Source organism: Dyella sp. 01N448, from assembly GCF_056399225.1.
The window spans coordinates 1-16300 of record NZ_JBFTQX010000013.1 but is presented as its reverse complement, the minus strand read 5'-3'; the positions used below and the strand labels follow the sequence as shown (position 1 = coordinate 16300).

General features: G+C 65.4%; 12 protein-coding genes. 5 read left to right on the top strand and 7 right to left on the bottom strand.

Annotated features, from left to right (window positions below; translation table 11 throughout):
- Positions 1 to 134: 134 nt before the first annotated feature.
- The gene (locus tag AC1DKY_RS17670; RefSeq protein ID WP_441604946.1) at positions 135 to 2303 is read right to left on the bottom strand and encodes a TonB-dependent siderophore receptor; all 2169 of its coding nucleotides are present in this window, start codon (positions 2301 to 2303) and stop codon (positions 135 to 137) included.
- 210 nt (positions 2304 to 2513) lie between these two features.
- Between AC1DKY_RS17670 and AC1DKY_RS17665 the strand changes: the two genes are divergently transcribed.
- Positions 2514 to 2753, top strand: a complete 240-nt coding sequence (locus AC1DKY_RS17665) for a glutaredoxin family protein (RefSeq protein ID WP_441604945.1) — start codon at positions 2514 to 2516, stop codon at positions 2751 to 2753.
- Between the two features lie 97 nt (positions 2754 to 2850).
- On the opposite strand, the gene AC1DKY_RS17660 is transcribed toward AC1DKY_RS17665, so the two are convergent.
- The 3 genes from AC1DKY_RS17660 to AC1DKY_RS17650 are packed head-to-tail and all read right to left on the bottom strand — an operon-like array spanning position 2851 to position 4597.
- On the bottom strand, positions 2851 to 3411 hold the full coding sequence (locus tag AC1DKY_RS17660) for a YceI family protein (protein WP_441604944.1): 561 nt from the start codon (positions 3409 to 3411) through the stop codon (positions 2851 to 2853).
- Positions 3411 to 3983 (bottom strand): cytochrome b, encoded by a 573-nt coding sequence (locus AC1DKY_RS17655; RefSeq protein ID WP_441604943.1) that lies wholly within the window; start codon positions 3981 to 3983, stop codon positions 3411 to 3413. Before AC1DKY_RS17655 ends, AC1DKY_RS17660 begins: the two co-directional genes overlap by 1 nt.
- Positions 3980 to 4597, bottom strand: a complete 618-nt coding sequence (locus AC1DKY_RS17650; protein WP_441604942.1) for a YceI family protein — start codon at positions 4595 to 4597, stop codon at positions 3980 to 3982. Before AC1DKY_RS17650 ends, AC1DKY_RS17655 begins: the two co-directional genes overlap by 4 nt.
- 163 nt (positions 4598 to 4760) lie before the next feature.
- Here AC1DKY_RS17650 and AC1DKY_RS17645 point away from each other — a divergent pair, with 163 nt between their 5' ends.
- A complete protein-coding gene (locus AC1DKY_RS17645; RefSeq protein ID WP_441604941.1) occupies positions 4761 to 8345 on the top strand; it encodes a hybrid sensor histidine kinase/response regulator in 3585 nt (1194 codons plus the stop codon).
- A 120-nt stretch (positions 8346 to 8465) separates the two neighbouring features.
- On the opposite strand, the gene AC1DKY_RS17640 is transcribed toward AC1DKY_RS17645, so the two are convergent.
- On the bottom strand, positions 8466 to 8888 hold the full coding sequence (locus AC1DKY_RS17640; protein ID WP_441604940.1) for a DNA polymerase III subunit chi: 423 nt from the start codon (positions 8886 to 8888) through the stop codon (positions 8466 to 8468).
- A 161-nt stretch (positions 8889 to 9049) separates the two neighbouring features.
- Positions 9050 to 10537, bottom strand: coding sequence for a leucyl aminopeptidase (locus AC1DKY_RS17635; RefSeq protein WP_441604939.1), 1488 nt, complete (start codon positions 10535 to 10537; stop codon positions 9050 to 9052).
- A 197-nt stretch (positions 10538 to 10734) separates the two neighbouring features.
- On the opposite strand from AC1DKY_RS17635, the gene lptF reads away from it, so the two are divergent.
- Both lptF and lptG read left to right on the top strand, forming a co-directional pair.
- A complete protein-coding gene (lptF, locus tag AC1DKY_RS17630; RefSeq protein ID WP_441604994.1) occupies positions 10735 to 11832 on the top strand; it encodes an LPS export ABC transporter permease LptF in 1098 nt (365 codons plus the stop codon).
- On the top strand, positions 11832 to 12932 hold the full coding sequence (gene lptG, locus AC1DKY_RS17625) for an LPS export ABC transporter permease LptG (RefSeq protein ID WP_441604938.1): 1101 nt from the start codon (positions 11832 to 11834) through the stop codon (positions 12930 to 12932). The genes lptF and lptG overlap by 1 nt, the downstream gene beginning before the upstream one ends.
- 64 nt (positions 12933 to 12996) lie before the next feature.
- Here the strand turns inward: lptG and AC1DKY_RS17620 are convergent, their stop codons facing one another.
- Positions 12997 to 14760, bottom strand: a complete 1764-nt coding sequence (locus tag AC1DKY_RS17620) for a glucan ABC transporter ATP-binding protein/ permease (RefSeq protein ID WP_441604937.1) — start codon at positions 14758 to 14760, stop codon at positions 12997 to 12999.
- Between the two features lie 153 nt (positions 14761 to 14913).
- On the opposite strand from AC1DKY_RS17620, the gene ltaE reads away from it, so the two are divergent.
- Entirely contained in the window at positions 14914 to 15927 is a 1014-nt protein-coding gene (gene ltaE, locus AC1DKY_RS17615; RefSeq protein WP_441604936.1) for a low-specificity L-threonine aldolase, read from the top strand.
- Positions 15928 to 16300 lie beyond the last annotated feature (373 nt).

The following is a 16300-nucleotide window of genomic DNA, read 5'->3' as shown; positions in this document are numbered from 1 at the left end:
CCACCTATTCTACGCGCGCCGCCGGGCGTGCGTTACCGCGCCGCAGCGATGCGACGGTGCGCGGGCGTATGGACTGATTCGTCACATGTCGGAAGGCAGCGTAGCGAGAAGGCGTCCCGCTACGCTGCACCCGTTCAGAACGAGTAGCGGACATTCACCATGTAGCTGCGCGGCGCCGCGTAAAAGCCCTGATCCCAGTACAGGCTCGGGATGTACTTGCGATTGGTCACGTTGTCGAGGTTGAGCGTGGTGCTCCAGTGCTGGCCGAAGTCGTAGCCGGCCATCAGCCCGAGCACGGCATACGAACCCTGCGTGGTGAAGATCTCGCTGCCGTCCAGCGCCACGGCCTGCTGGTCGCGGTAGATGCGATCCTGCCAGCGCAGCGTGCCGCCCACCTTGAAGCCGGGCAGGGCGTCGAAGCGGTAGCTGGTGGCGAGACGGAACATGCGGCGCGGCACATAGGTGCGCACGTTGTTGCCCTGCGGATCGACCAGGCCCAGCTGCGTGTAACCGCCACTGAGCTGCCAGTTGTCGGTGAGCTGGCCGCTCACGTCGAACTCGTAGCCCTTCGAGGTCGCATCAATGCCGGTGTAGTAGTCCTGGTTGGTCGCCAGGTTGTGGCCGGCGTATTCGGCCAGGCCGTCCTGGCGCGAGCGGAACAAGGCAAACGTTGCGTTTAGACGTCCGTCGTACCACTCGCCCTTCACACCCACTTCGAGATTCGCACCCGTGACCGGATCGAGCACCTTGTTGTTGATGTCGAGCGAAGTCTGCGGATTGAACAGCTGTGCATAGCTCGCATACGCCGAGTAGTGCTGTGCAAAGTCGTACACCAGGCCCACAAACGGCGTGGTCTGGGTCTTCTCAAAATTGCTTGGCACGCCGTAGTTGGCGCCGTATTGCTCGATATGCACCAGGCTGGCGCCGGTGATCAGAGTGACCGGGTCGGCCAGGCTCCAGCGCGCGGTGGCGTACATGGTCTTGCGCTTGATGTGAAAGTCGCCGTTGCCATACGACGCATCGAACGGCGGTTCCGGATAATCGCCGGTCCACTCGTTGAGCGGCGGCAGCGGCGTGCCGATGCCTTCGCCATAGCTGGACAGCTGATGCACGTTGTCCTCGGCCCAGTTGGCGCCGAGCACCAGCTGGTGTGTGCGGCCCAGCAGTTCGAACGGACCGGTGGCGTACAGGTCGGCCACGTACTGGCGTTCCTTGCTGGTATACGCGGACGGGTAGGCATACAGGCCCAGGCCGGTCTGCGCGTCGGGTGTGCCGTAGACGTAGAACAGGTTGCTGTCCTCGGCGATGCGGCGATAGTTGAGCGATCCCTTGATGCTCCAGTCGTTGCCCAGCTGCTGGGTGAGTTCGACGAAGGCGCGCGTATCGGCCACATTCCAGCGCGACCAATCGGCCGACGTGCTGGTGCTGCGGTCGTAATCGGTCGGCGTGCCATCGGTGTTGTACAGCGGCAGCGCGCCCCACATGCCGCCGTGGGTTTTGTTCTTCTGGTAAGTGACGCCTGCGGTGAGCAGGGTGCTGCTGCTCAGGTCGGCTTCGACGATGCCGCCGAGCACTTGTTTGCGCAGGTTGTAGCGATCCAGATAACTGTCGGTGTCCTGGCCGGCGGCGATCAGGCGGCCGCGCACGCTGTGCGACTCGTTGAGCGGGCCGGACAGATCCACATCCAGGCGACGGTTGTCCCAGCTCCCCACGGTCAGGCCGACGCTGCCCTGGAAGTCGGCCGTGGGACGCTTGCGCACGAAATTGATCGTGGCCGAGGGATTGCCGGTGAACGACAGCAGGCCGTTCGCGCCGCGCAGCACTTCGACGCTTTGGTATAGCGCCGTATCCAGGTCGCCTTCCTGCTGACCGTTGGCGAACGGCAGGCCGACGCCGTCGACGAGGAAGTTGGTGATGTCGAAACCGCGCGCGCTGTAATAGGTGCGGTCGGTTTCCACCCGTTCCACGTTCACGCCGGTGGTGGTGTCCAGCACCGCATTGATGTTGGTCAGACCGAAGTCCTTCATCTGCTGCTCGGTCACCACGCTGACCGACTGCGGCGTCTCGCGCAGCGACAGCGGCAGGCGCGTGGCGCCCGAGGCGGCCTTGGTGGTGTAGGAGTCGCCATCGCCGGTCACCGTGGCGGTGGTTTGCACGCCTTCCAGATTCTTGACCTTGGTGGTGTCGGACGAATCGGGCACGTCTTCGGCGTGCAAGAGGGGAGCGGACAGAGCTAGCGACAGCGCGAGGAACAGGGCGCGGTGAGGCAACTGGCGTCGCGCGGGCGATGCGAGGGAGGGCATGGGCAGGCCTTGGGTCTTGTTGGTATCGGGAACCCGGGGCGGCGGCAACCCGGTGGGCTCGTGTGGCCCTTGGTGCAAATGATAGGCATTATCATTTACGTTTACCAGTCTCGACCTTGGTCGAGATGCCGCAGGAATCCCTCGCTACCGCCGCTGGCCGGCCCAGAGGGCATCGCGAAAACGCGATGCGCAAGCTATTGTCCCGCCCCTATGCCGATGCGATACGTGCTCTATCAGCGGGACTACTGCCACCTGTGCGATCAGGCGCTGGCCGTGATGGCCCAGGCGCGTGCGCCTGATTTCGACAGCCTATGGGTGGACGACGACGAGGCGCTCGAGCAGCGCTACGGCACGCGCGTGCCGGTGTTGCGTGACAGCCACGATGGGCGGGAGCTGGATTGGCCGTTTGATGCAGCGGCGGTCCAGGCCTTCGTGGATCTTCCCCTGTAGGAGCGCACTCGTGCGCGACCGCGGCCTCTGGCGTTACCGCACCGTGCGAGGTGGCGGTCGCGCACAAGTGCGCTCCTACAACAAAAACGCTGTGCGCTTATTTGGCCGTCAACGCCAGATGCGCGTTGATCTTCACCTCGTTCGCGATCACCGACGTATCGGCGTAATCGCCGGTGCCCACGCCGAAATCAAGGCGCTTCACCGTACCGGTGACATCCATGCTGGCGCCGGTGCCTGCGGGCTTGAACACCACGGTGAGGCTCACCGGCTTGGTCAGGCCGCGCAGCGTCAGGTTGCCATCGGCAACCACCTGCGCGCCGTTCTGGCGGAAGCCGGTGGTGACGAAGTGCGCCTTGGGGAATTTGGCCACGTTGAAGAAATCCGAACCGGGCAGGGCGCCGTCGCGATCCTTGTCGCCCGTCTTCACACTGGCCAGGTCTACTTCCACGTCGAACTTCGACGCGGCGAGTTTGGCCGGGTCGTAGCTGATCGCGGCGGTCCACTGGCCAAACGTGCCATCGAACGACTGCCCCTGGAAACTGCCGCTGAAGGCGAGCTTGCTGGCTGCGGGCTGCACGGCGTAATCGGCGGCGCCGGCCAGGCCGGGCACGGCCAGAGCGAGCAGCAGCGGGGCGAGCTTGAGCGCGTAGCGGTTCATCAGCGTTCTCCTTGAGAGTTCGGGCGCACACGAGCAAAGGGAAGCATGCGCCGCAGAGTGTTGTCGCGATCGATCAGGTGATGCTTGAGCGCACCGGCGATGTGCAGGACCAGCAGCAACACCAGGAACCAGAACAGGTATTCGTGGACGCTGTGCCACAAGCGGCGCGTATCCTGGTTGGCGGCGGTAAGCGCGGGCAGGTTGAACATCTTGAAATACTGCAGCGGCTTGCCGGCGATGGAATTGAACCACCAGCCACTCAGCGGCAGCAGCGCGACCAGCGCGTAAAGCGTCGTATGCACACCATGCGCCACATAGTGCTGCAGGCGCGAGGTGGGCTCATCTCGCGGCGGGCGATTGGCCAGGCGCCACAGCACGCGCAACAGGAACAGCGCCAGCACGGTCAGGCCGATCGACTTGTGCAGGGCGAGCCAATTGATTTTCTGCATGGGGCCATTGGCGAGATCCATGCAAAGGCCGAAGATGCCGTTGCCCAGGATCAGCAGCGCAATGGTCCAGTGAAAGAATTTGGCGACCGATCCCCATTGATGGTCGGTGTTGCGAAAACTCATGGTGATTCCTTGCTATGGGCCTGGTCTTCCTGGATGGCTTCCAGTTCCAGCCACACGCTCACGCCGTGGCCGATGGAATTGGGCGTCGCGGTGATGCCGTAATCGTCTCGATTGAGCATCGCCGTGCCAGAGAAGCCTGCAATCGTATGCATGCCGTAAATCGTCGTGCCGTGCCGGTTGAAGGTGAATGCAATATCCACCGTATGTGTCACGCCACGCAGGGTTAGGTTGCCATGCAGAACGCCGTGCGTGTCGTCCTTGCGCTCCACGGAAGTACTTGCGAAATGCGCATAACGGGACTTTTCCGCGTCCAGATAGGCCGGCTTGAGCACCGCCGCGTTCCATTCGGCGTCGCCCATGTCCAGGCTGGCCAGGTCGATGTCCAGCTCGGTGGCCGATTGCGTCCAGTCGTCGGGATCAAAACGCAACCAGCCTTTCGCTATATGCAGCCGCCCGAACGGACGCGAGAACCCGTTGTGGTCGATGCTGAAAAGGATCTGGCTGTGCGTGGTGTCGTAACTGTACGTGGTCGCTGCAGCCTGCACGGCGGCAAGCGGAGCGCAGGCGCACAGGAGGGCGAGCAGCAGGCGGCTGGAGCGGCATGAGCTTGGCATGCCGGGAAGTCTGGACGATCCGCCGCGGTGGCGCCAGCCGTCGCGCCGGAACGGATTGTTTCCCCACGGCAACGTCGTCGGGGTGGCCCGTCGCGTCGGCCAAAAGCCATGCTCGTTCCTGCGCGGCAGGTCTGGCAAAATCGAAAGATTCCGGGGGAAGTGCATGCTGCCGTCCTTGCTGCTTCGCGTTGTCCTGATCATGGGCGCGTCCACGCTGGTGGCAGTGTGCGTGCCCGCGGCCGCGCAAACCGCGCCGGCGGCAGCAGCGCCTGAGCACGTCAATGCGGCACTGGCGACGCCACAGTTCCGTCGCTTCGGGACGGCCGAAGGCTTGCCGAGCAGCAGTGTCTATACCGTGGTGCAGGCGCCGGATGGTTCGATGTGGTTCGGCACCAAGAGCGGCATTGCGCGCTACGACGGCGTCAACTTCAAGGTGTTCCGCCATGTGGCGGGCGACAGCCAATCCTTGTTCAACAACGGCATCTCCGCGCTGATCTTCGATCGCGCCGGCGGCTTGTGGGCCGCGGGCCTCGAGGCAGGCCTCAACCGCTACGACGATCGCTCGGGCACGTTCCACCACTGGGGTCACGACGCCAACGATCCGGCGAGCCTGGGCAGCGACAAGGCCTGGTCGATCGCCCAGACCGGCGACGGCTCGATCTGGGTGGGCACGGCGCTGGGTCTGGACCGCATGCGCCGCGATGGCCGCGGCTTTGACCACGTGCTGGTGACGGGCAGTGCACCGGAAGCCCTGGGCACGGTGGGCGCGCTCTACGTGGACGCCCACGGCCAGCTATGGGTGGGCAGCGACAACGGCGTCTTCCGTCGCGACCCGGATGGCGAGTTCCATCCGATCGCCATGGCGTCGCCGGAGAAGTCGCTCGACGCATGGCGCATCGAGGGCGACGGCGATGAAATCCGCGTGGCCTCCTCGCACGGCCTGTTCATCATCGGCGCGGACGATGTGGCGCGACAGGTGGGCAGCAGCGAACTGCCCGACACCAATATCCTCAGCAGCGTGCGCGACCGCAGCGGGCGCCTGTGGGTGGGCACGCAGCACGGACTTTTCCTCAAGAAGGCGCACGACGCAAAGATCGAGGCGGTCACTAACCAACCGGTGCTCTACGGCAACCTGCCGGGCACCTGGGTGTGGCAGATCCGTCCCGACAGCGAAGGTGGCCTTTGGATCGCCTTGTTCGATGGCGGCGTGGCCTACCTGGCTCCAGGCTGGGACAGTGTCAGCCGTTTCACGCACATTCCCGATGACGACAACAGCCTGCGCGATTCCGTCGCCTACGCGGTGGCGCGCGGCCGCGATGGTGCGATCTGGGTCGGCGAACGTGGCGGCCGCGTCGATCGACTGTGGCCGGCTACCGGCAGAGTCGAGCACGTGATCTCGGGCCTGCGCGGCGACGTGCTCGGTCTTACCGAAGATGCGCAGTCGCGCCTGTGGGTAACCGTGCAGGGCGCATTGTTCCGCTACGCCGACGGCAAGCTCGATGCCGTCGATGGTTCCAAGCACGGACTCAAGCATCCGCTCGAAGTGGAAGTGGGGCCGGACGGCAAGCTGTATGCGCGCAGCTTCGGCGAAGGGCTGTTCCGGGTCGACCAGGACACGCTGGCGGTGACTTCGGTGTCCGTGCAACCCGCGCAGGAAAAAGCACGCTGGGGCAGCCAGCTCACCCTGAGGAACGGCACGTTCTGGTACGCCAGCGACGGCGGCATGCTGCGCCTGGATCGCAGCTACGATCATTTCGAACCGGTGCCCGGCGTCGACAATCGCCAGGCGGTGGATGCGTTCGACTTCACCGACGATGGCGTGTGGATGGCTCGTCCCGATGGTCTGGAGCATTACCACTACGACGGCGACGGCCTGGTGCTCGATCGCAAGATCGACGCCACCCGCGGATGGCCCTCGGTCAACGTGGTGGACCTGGCTGTCGACCAGCATCAGCGTGTATGGGTATTCGGCCGCGATGGCCTGTGGCGTTTCGATCCCGCCATCGCACAGTTCCGCGAGCTCGGGCTGCAGGATGGCCTGAGCAACGGCGAATTTCTCCGCGGCTTCAGCCGCATGCCCGACGGCATGATTTATTCGCCCACCCTGGGTGGCGTGATGGGCTTCAATCCCAATCGCGCGTCACGTGCCACCGAACCGCCGCGCCTGGCGCTCACCCGCATCAGCGTGCGCCGCGAAGGCGCCGTGCGCGAGCTTCCCGTGCCGGAGTCCGGTCATCTTTCCATCGGTTGGCGCGATTCGGGCCTGATCGTGGACACGCGCGTGTTTTCCTATGTGGATCCCGCCGCGAATCGCTATCGGTTTCGCCTCGCCGGCCTCGACAACACCTGGGTGGATACCGGCGGCCATGGCGAGCGCGACCTCACCGGCCTGCCGCGCGGCGATTACACGCTGGAGGTCATGGCCGCCGGCGCGGACGGCGTGTGGACGCAGCTTGCGCAGCCGCTGCACATCCATGTGCAGGCGCCGCCGTGGGCGCGCTGGTGGGCGTGGTGTGCGTATGTGTTGCTGGCGGCGCTGCTGGCGTGGCTGGCCTTGCAGGCGTGGCGTCGTCGCCTGGCCGAGCGGCACCAGATGCAATTGGCGGAGCAGCGCAGCCGCCTGGCCGAGCAGGCTAGCGCCGCGAAAACGCAGTTCCTCGCCACGCTCAGCCACGAGATCCGCACGCCGATGACGGGCGTGATGGGCATGGCCGAGCTATTGCTGACCACCACGCTCAGCCGCACCCAACGCGACTACGCCGAAGCCATGCAGCGCTCGGGCGGCATGCTGCTCAAGCTGGTCAACGACGCACTCGATCTCGCGCGCATCGAAGCTGGCAAGCTGGAGCTGGACAACGCACCGTTCGACCCGCGCACGCTGATCGACGACGTGGCGAAACTCGAGCTGGGCCAGGCGCGCGCCAAGGGCCTGCGCTTCGAGCTGGACATGCCCGGCGATCTGCCGCCGCGCATGATCGGCGATGCGCTGCGCATCAAGCAGGTCTTGCTCAATCTGGCCAACAACGCCCTGAAGTTCACCGAGCGCGGCGGCGTGACCCTGCGCGTGCGTCGCACCGACGACGGCCTGCGCTTCAGCGTGATCGATACCGGTCCGGGTATTCCCGAGGCGAGCCAGGCACGCTTGTTCGAGCGTTTCGAGCAGGTCATCGGCCCACAGCGCCGCGCAGGCAGCGGCCTGGGCCTGGCGATTTGCCGCGAGCTGGTGGCGATGATGGGTGGCAGCGTCGAACTGGAATCAAAGGTTGCCTTTGGCAGCACCTTCCACGTGCGCCTGCCGCTGCCGGTGACGCAGGAGCCGCTGCCCGCGACGACGCAGCGCGGCGATGGCCTCGAGGCATTGCCGCTGCGCATCCTGCTGGTCGAAGACGACGTGATCGTCGCCGCCGTGATTCGCGGCCTGCTCGAACGTGCGGGGCACGAGGTGCGCTATGTCGGCAATGGTTTGGCGGCGTTGGCCGAGCTTGCCCAGGCACCGTGCGATGTGATCCTGCTGGATCTGGACCTGCCGGGCATCGATGGTTTCCAGATCGCCCGGCTGATCCGTCAGCGCGAGGCATCCGAGCAGCGCACTCCGATCGTGGCGATCACCGCGCGTTCGGGCGGCGATGAGGAAGCGCGGGCTCGCGAAGCGGGCATGGATGGCTTCCTGCGCAAGCCGCTGACGGGCGAGCAGCTGCAGGATGCGATCAACCTGCAGATGGCGGTGCACGCGTCGGTCGACGACTGACGCAATGGATTCTCTGTGGGAGCGCACCCTGTGCGCGACAGGCACCCATGGTGAGGCAACGCTACGTAGCTGCCGTCGCGCACAGGGTTCGCTCCCACAGGTGAATGCCGTGGCGCGGCATCACATATCGTGCTTGCTCACCTCAAACTGCCGCCGCCTGTATTCGGTCCACCGCGTGCGCGAACCCTCGCGCTCGGCCGGATCGGCGGGCACCACTTCCAGCACGCGGTCGTAGCGGCCCGGCGCACACTCTTCGCGCAAGTTGATCAGCATCGGGCGATCGGGCGTATCGATGCCGGGTGGCACGATCAGCACGGCAGTCGTGTGGTCGTCGTCGTCACCGGCGATCTGGTGCGTGATAAAGCCGTCCGGATCAAACTCCCACAGCAACTCGTCGATCGCCTCGGCTTGCGCAAAGTCGCGCGCCAGCACCAGGGTGGGTTGCTGGGCGGCGTGCGCGCGCTTGGCCAGCTCGCACACGAGCAGCAGCGGTTGCTCGCGGAAGCGCGGCTTGTCGATCAGGTAGAAATCGGCGCGAGGCATAGCGGGAGCCTTTCAAATTTCGTCATTCCGGCGCAGGCCGGAATCCAGTGACGTCGGTATTCGATTGTCGCGATATGCTCAGTGCATTCAAGCGCACCGGCGACAGCCGACCAATACGGCTGCTGGATTCCGGCCTGCGCCGGAATGACGGCAGTGATGGTTTACGCGGCGCGGTCAATCAGCCACTGCACCAGCAGCGACACCGGGCGGCCAGTGGCCAGGCCCTTGCGGCCTTCGTCCCACGCGGTGCCGGCGATGTCCAGGTGCGCCCAGCGCTGGCCCTCGGTGAAGCGCGCCAGGAAGCAGCCTGCGGTGATCGCGCCCGCGTTCTTGCCGCCGATGTTGGCGACGTCGGCAAAGCCCGATTCCAGCTGCACCTGGTAGTCGTCCCACAGCGGCAGGCGCCATGCGCGATCGAGCGTGGTTTCGCCGGCGGCGATCAGCTCGGCGGCGAGGTCGTCATGCTTGCTCATCAGGCCGCTGGCGTGCTTGCCCAGCGCGATGACGCAGGCGCCGGTCAGCGTGGCAGCATCGATCATCACCTTGGGCTGGAAGGTCTGCGCGGTATAGGTCAGCGCATCGCACAGGATCAGGCGGCCTTCGGCGTCGGTGTTGAGCACTTCGATGGTCAGGCCCGAGAGGCTCGTGAGCACGTCGCTGGGACGGTAGCTGTCGCCATCGGGCATGTTTTCCACGGCCGGCACCACGCACACCAGGTTCACCGGCACGCCAAGCTTCACCGCGGCGACGAAACTGCCGAGCACGCCCGCGGCGCCGCCCATGTCGAACTTCATTTCTTCCATGCCCGGGCCGGGCTTGAGGCTGATGCCGCCGGTGTCGAAGGTGATGCCCTTGCCGACGAAGGCGTACGGCTTGTCGCCTTCCGTGCCGCCCTTGTATTCGAGGATGACGAGCTTGGGCTTGTTGGCCGAGCCGCGGGCCACGGCCAGCAGCGAGCCGAAGCGCAGCTCTTCCATCTTCTCGTGATCGAGCACCGTGCAGCTCACCTTGTCGTGCTGCGCAGCGAACTGTTCGGCCTGCGTGGCGATATAGGCGGGGTTGCAGATATTGGGCGGCAGGTTGGCCAGCTCACGGGCGAAGCGCACGCCTTCGGCGATGGCCGTGGCCTGGGCGAGGCCGGTCTTGGCATCGTCGGCGCCGGCAAAGGTGATGGCGGCCAGCTCAGGCTGCGCGGACTTCTCGCGCGGCTTGAAGGTGGCGGTATAGCGGTAGGCGGCGTAATCGGCGGCCAGGGCGGCCACGCGCACGCGCCAGGAGGCATCGTGACCGGGCACGTCCACCTCGGTGAGGTAGGACACCGCGCTGTCCAGCGGCAGGCGGCCCAGGGCGCGCGCGGCTTCGATATTTATCTTCTGATAGCGTGCACCGTCGAAGGTCTTCTGCGTTCCCAGACCCACCACCAGCACGCGCTTGGCTGCCACGCCCTCCGGCGCGAACAGCACGGCCGTGGTGCCGGCCTTGCCGTTGATGTCCCCGCTCTCGACCTGGCGCTTGATCGCGCCGTGCGCAGCGGTGTCCACGCGGGCGGCGGCACTGGTGAGCAAACCGTTCTCATAGACGCCGACCACCACGCAGGGGGTTTCGACGGATTCGGGAGCGGCGGAGCCAAGGCTGAACTGGAGAGTCATGGAGAAGTCCTACGGAAAGGTCCGGAAAGGCCCGGACAGGCTAGACTTGGGATTGCCGCGCCCGGGGCGGGCCGGCGCCAAGCCCTTCATCTTATCGCATGTCGAGAAACTGTCCCTCCAACCCGTACACTGCGCAGTCGTTTCTCCTCCCGTGCGACGCGCGCGGGTTCGACCCTGCCTGAGGACCGGTTCTGAGCATCCTCGATCGTTATTTCCTGCGTGAGCTGGCACAAACCGTGGCCGCTACCGCCATCGTGCTGCTGGCCGTCATGGCCGGCACTTCGTTTGCGCACGTCCTGCAGCAGGTGGCGAACGGCAGCTTCCCGGCCAGCGTGATGTTCCAGGTGCTGGGCCTGAACATGCTCGACGGCCTGTCGACCCTGCTGCCGCTGGCGGCCTTCCTGGGCATCCTCAATGGCCTGGGCCGCATGTACCGCGAGAGCGAGATGCATGTGTTGGCCTCTTCCGGCATGGGTCCCGACGGCTTGCTGCGTCCGGTGTCCATCCTTGCCGTGATCTTGGCCATCCTGGTCGGCATCGTGGCGCTGTGGCTGGGCCCCTGGGCCGCACGCACGTCCGACCAGCTGGTGGCGGCCGCCAACCGCTCGGTGATTGCCGCGGGCCTGGACGCCGGGCGCTTCACGCCGCTGCCGGGCAAGGGCGGCATCATCTTCGTCGACGAGCTCAGCCGCGACGGCAGCACGCTGGGCAACACCTTCATTGCCACCGAGCGCATGGGCCACGACAACGTGCCGCACCTCAAGCTGGTCACCGGCAAGCACGGCCAGCTGTATCAGGAAACCGACGGCAGCGGCCGCTTCCTCGCCTTGTGGAACGGCTTCCAGTACGACATCCCGCTGGGCGCGGACAACTGGCGCAAGATGAAATACGAGCGCAACGACGCCTCGCTGGACAGCATCCAGTCCGATGAGGACGCCGAAGATCCCGCGCACTCGATGACGCTGGCGCAGTTGCTGCGCACCGACAACCCGGACACGCGCGCCGAATTCGCCTGGCGCAGCATCGCGCCGGCGATGACCCTGGTGCTGCTGGCGCTGGCCTTGCCGCTGTCGCGCCAGAGTCCGCGCGAGCCGCGCTTTGGCCGCATGTTCCTGGCCATCCTCACCTTCTACTTCTACTACCTGTTGCTGGCGATTTGTCGCGGTCAGATCGTCAAGGGCCACTGGCACCACTCGTTCCCGATGTGGATGGTCACGCTGCTGGTGTTTGCCGTGGCGGCACGCATGTTCAAGAACCAATACTCGCCGCGTAAACCGCGCAAGGCAGGTGCCTGATGGCTGCATTGCGCATTCGTCGCGTCGACTGGCTGGTCGGCACCACCGTCCTGGGCGCCATGCTCACCGTGTGGCTGGTGATCACCGGTCTCGATGCGGTGTTCCAGTTCCTGCGCCAGCTCGGCAACGTGGGCAAGAACGGCTACACGGTGACCAACGCCGTGGTGTACGTGCTGGTCACCTTTCCGCGCCGTCTGTACGAGATGTTCGGCAACGCGGCGCTGATCGGCGGCCTGCTCGGCCTGGGCGGCCTGGCTGCCACCAACGAGCTCACTGCGTTGCGCGCCTGTGGTCTGTCCAAGCTGCGCATTGCCGCGTCGGCGGTGGGCGTGGTGGCCATCCTCGTGGTCGGCGTGGTGATTCTTGGCGAAACCGCGGCACCCTGGGGTGACCAGCAGGCGCAGGCCATGCAGTTGCGCCTTAAATCCAACAACGTGGGCCTGGGCGGCGAGTCCGGCCTGTGGGCACGCGATGGCGATCGCATCATCAATGCCAAGGGATGGATGGCCAAACACACGGCAACGCACAGCACCGTGCAGTTGCATGACGTGCGGGTGTTCACGCTCACGCCGGACGGCCAGGTGAAGCGCTTCGACTGGGCGCAGACGGCCGAACACGATGGCCACCAGTGGGTGATGAGCAAGGTGCGCAGCACCACCTTAGACGATGCCGGCACGCACTCCACCACCGCCGACAGCCAGACCTGGGATTCCAAGCTCAATCCGCAGGTGCTGGAGCAGTCGGTGATCCAGCCGCAATACCTGCCCATGCGCGACCTGCGCCGCAACATCACCTACCTTGAGCAGAACGGCCAGAATCCGGGCGTGTATGCCTCAGCGTTCTGGACGCGCGCGCTGTATCCGCTCAACGTGCTGGTGCTGGTGTTGCTCGCCATGCCGTTCTCGTTTGGCACTTTGCGCTCGGGCGGCCTGGGCAAGCGCATGTTCATCGGCATGCTGCTCGCCATCGGCTGGTACTTCCTGCAGAAGGCGATGGTGAACTTCGGCACCGTCTACGGCGTGCCGCCGCTGGTGGCCAATGTGCTGCCCGCCTTGATCCTGGCGGTGATTGCCTGGGTGTATTTCCGAAAACACGGCTGACGTGGCGCCGCCCGGCATGGGCGGCAGATCCCCGCCCCGTCCTGGTCGTGGCCATCACACTTGGCTAAGCGCCGGTGGCGGCGGAATCGTCCGGTGCATCCGGCGCGAACTGGCCTTCCTGGGCGAGGCGGGCGAATAGTCCGCCTTGGGCGATGAGCTCTGCAAAGCGCCCCTGTTCCACCAGCCGACCCTGGTCCAGCACCAGGATCAGATCGGCGTTGCGTACGGTCGACAGGCGATGCGCGATCACGAACGTCGTGCGGCCGACGGTCAGCCGATCCAGTGCGCGCTGGATGCGTGCCTCGGTGGCGTTGTCGAGTGCACTAGTGGCTTCGTCAAGTATCAGGATCGGTGCGTCCTTCAACATCGCACGGGCGATCGCCAGGCGCTGACGTTCGCCGCCCGAGAGGGAGCGCCCGCGCTCGGCGACCAGCGTTTCCAGACCGGCGGGCTTGCGTGCGATGAACGCGGCTGCTTCGGCTGCGGCAACCGCGGCGTCGATCTGGCCGGGCTCCGCTTCCGGATTGCCCACGCGCAGATTGTCCAGGATCGAGCGATAGAACATGCCGGCGTCCTGGAACACCACGCCGATGTTTTGCCGCAGCGACTCCAGCGTGACATCGCGGACATCGTGGCCATCGACCGTCACCCGCCCGGCGCTGGGATCGTAAGCGCGATACAGCAGGCTCAACGCGGTGCTCTTGCCCGCGCCGGTGGGGCCGACCAGGGCGATGGTGCTGCCGGGCGGCGCGCGGAAATTCAGCTCATGCAGGGCTGGCTGCACCGGGTCGTAGCCAAAACTGACCTGCTCGAATACCACTTCGCCACGCACGCGGGGCAGGGCGATGGCCCCCGGGCGATCGGCGATCTCGGACTGGCGGTCAAGCACGGTGAAGAAATCGCGCAGCGACTGCGACTGGAAGAACAGGTTCGACAGGAAGGTGGCGAATTGCTCCAGCCTGCCGATCAGCAGCATGGAGAAACCCACGAAACTGACGATGCCGCCCACGCTGATCTCGCCACGCGAGTGCAGCGCTGCGCCCACCGCAAAAATCGCCACGATGGTGAGCGTGCTCGCCGCACGATTGAGCACCGAAAGTATCGCCCAGCCGCGCAGCACCGGATATTGCGCATTGAGCGTGCGCGTCATCAGCTCGTGCAGCGCGCGCGATTCGGCGGCCAGTCGCGTGAAACTCTGCACCACCGTCACGTTGCCGAATACATCGCCGGCGCGCGTCGCGATCTCGTGGTGCAATTCCTCCACTTCGCCTTGTGCCTTGTGCGTACGCTGCACGGCGACGGCGTTGAAAATCGAGAAACACAGCAGCAGCGCAATCATCAGCAGCGCCAGCTTCCAGTTGATCCACAGTGCCACGGGCACCATCACGAAGATCGACAACAACGTAGCCAGGTGCTCGCGGAAGAAACTCAGCCAGAGATTGAACAGGTTGCTGACGCCCACGTTCATGATGCGTGACAGCCGGCCCGTGTGGTATTCGCCGTGGAACGACATCGGCATGGCCGCGGCATGTTCGAAAAACAATGCGATCGCGGCGAGGCGTCGGCGATGCGCGAGCCGGTCCGCATGCAGCGACACCCACACATTGGCCAGCACGCCGGCAAAGCCCACGCCGGCCCATAGCGCGATCAGGCGGGGCGCATTGCCGGCCTGCGTACTGCCCAAGGCGTCAACCACGCGGCCAAACAGCACCGGCTCAAGGAAGAACACACCGGCCAGCGCCAGGTTGGCCAGCGCCAACGTGATTGCCAGCTTCTTTTCGGGAGCCAGCAGAGCAATCACCCGAAGATACAGACGCAGGAACGACATGCCGTCGCCTCGATCGGCTCGCGTCCCCGCCGCATGCGGAGACCCGATGACAAGGCTAGCCCAAGCCGCCGTGGCCCGTCAGGCTCGCCGCCTTTGATTCTGCCAAAGCGAGCGTTCAAACTCGGGGTCTGATCCAGCTACCGGAAGTCCATCGTGGAACTCATCGACCTGCGCAGCGATACCGTCACCCGTCCCACCCCGGCCATGCGTGAGGCCATGATGCAGGCCGCCGTGGGCGATGACGTCTATGGCGAAGATCCTACGGTGAACGCCTTGCAGCAGCGGCTTGCGGCGGATCTCGGCTTTGAGGCGGCGCTGTTCGTGCCCACCGGCACGCAATCGAACCTCATCGCACTGATGTCGCATTGCGAGCGCGGCGATGAGTACCTGGTGGGTGCCGATGCGCATACCTACAAATTCGAAGGTGGCGGCGCCGCCGTGCTCGGCTCGATCCAGCCACAACCGATTCCGCACGACGTGGATGGCAGCCTGCCGCTGGACAAGCTCGCCGCGGCGATCAAGCCGGTCGATCCGCATTTCGCGCGCACGCGGCTGCTGGCGCTGGAAAACACCTGGCATGGGCGTGCCTTGCCGCTGGGCTACCTGAAAGCGGCTCGCGATTTCGCGCGCGAACGCGGGCTGGGGTTTCATCTGGATGGTGCCCGCTTGTTCAATGCCGCCGTCGCCAGTGGCGTGCCGGCTCGCGAGATTGCCGGTCTGTTCGACAGTGTGTCGGTCTGCTTGTCGAAGGGCCTTGGTGCGCCGGTGGGTTCGGTGCTGGTCGGCTCGGCGGCGCTGATCGACAAGGCGCGGCGGTGGAAGAAGGTGACCGGTGGCGGTTGGCGTCAGGCTGGCATGCTTGCTGCTGCTGCGCAGTACGCGCTGGATCACCATGTGGAGCGTCTCGCCGAGGATCACGCTCGCGCGGTGATGTTGGCGGCGGGGCTGGGTGACCTTCCTGGCGTGAAGCTGCTGGGGCAGCACACCAATATGGTGTTTATCGATGTGCCTGCCGATCGGCTGCGGGAATTGGACGTCCATTTGAAGCAGGCGGGTATTCGCATCAGCATCGGGTATTTGCCGACGTTGCGGTTGGTGACGCATCTGGATGTTGATGATGAGGGGGTGGCGCGGACGGTGGCGGCGTTCCGGCAGTTTTTTGCCTGATTCTGCGGGTGCCGGCGATTTTCTCCCTCTCCCCGCCGGGGAGAGGGTTGGGGTGAGGGGCGGGTGCTCGCGGGAACGCGTCTATTCGTCATCCCGGCGTAGGACGGAAGCGCTCTTCAACAGCCGAATGGCTGGTCATCCAGTAGCGATAGTCTTCGGTTGTCGCGATACCGCGACCTGGCTCGCCTGCCGCGGGCTTCCGTCCTCCTGCCGGAGGCCGGGTCACTTTTCTTTGCTTGCCCAAAGAAAAGTAACCAAAAGAAAGGGCCCCCCGGATGACGCGCCTTCCGGGCCTTTGGCCCTCCAGGTGCGCGTGCGGGTTGCGGGGTTTTTCGACAGGACATCCGTGTCCTGTCGAAAAACTGGCCGCATC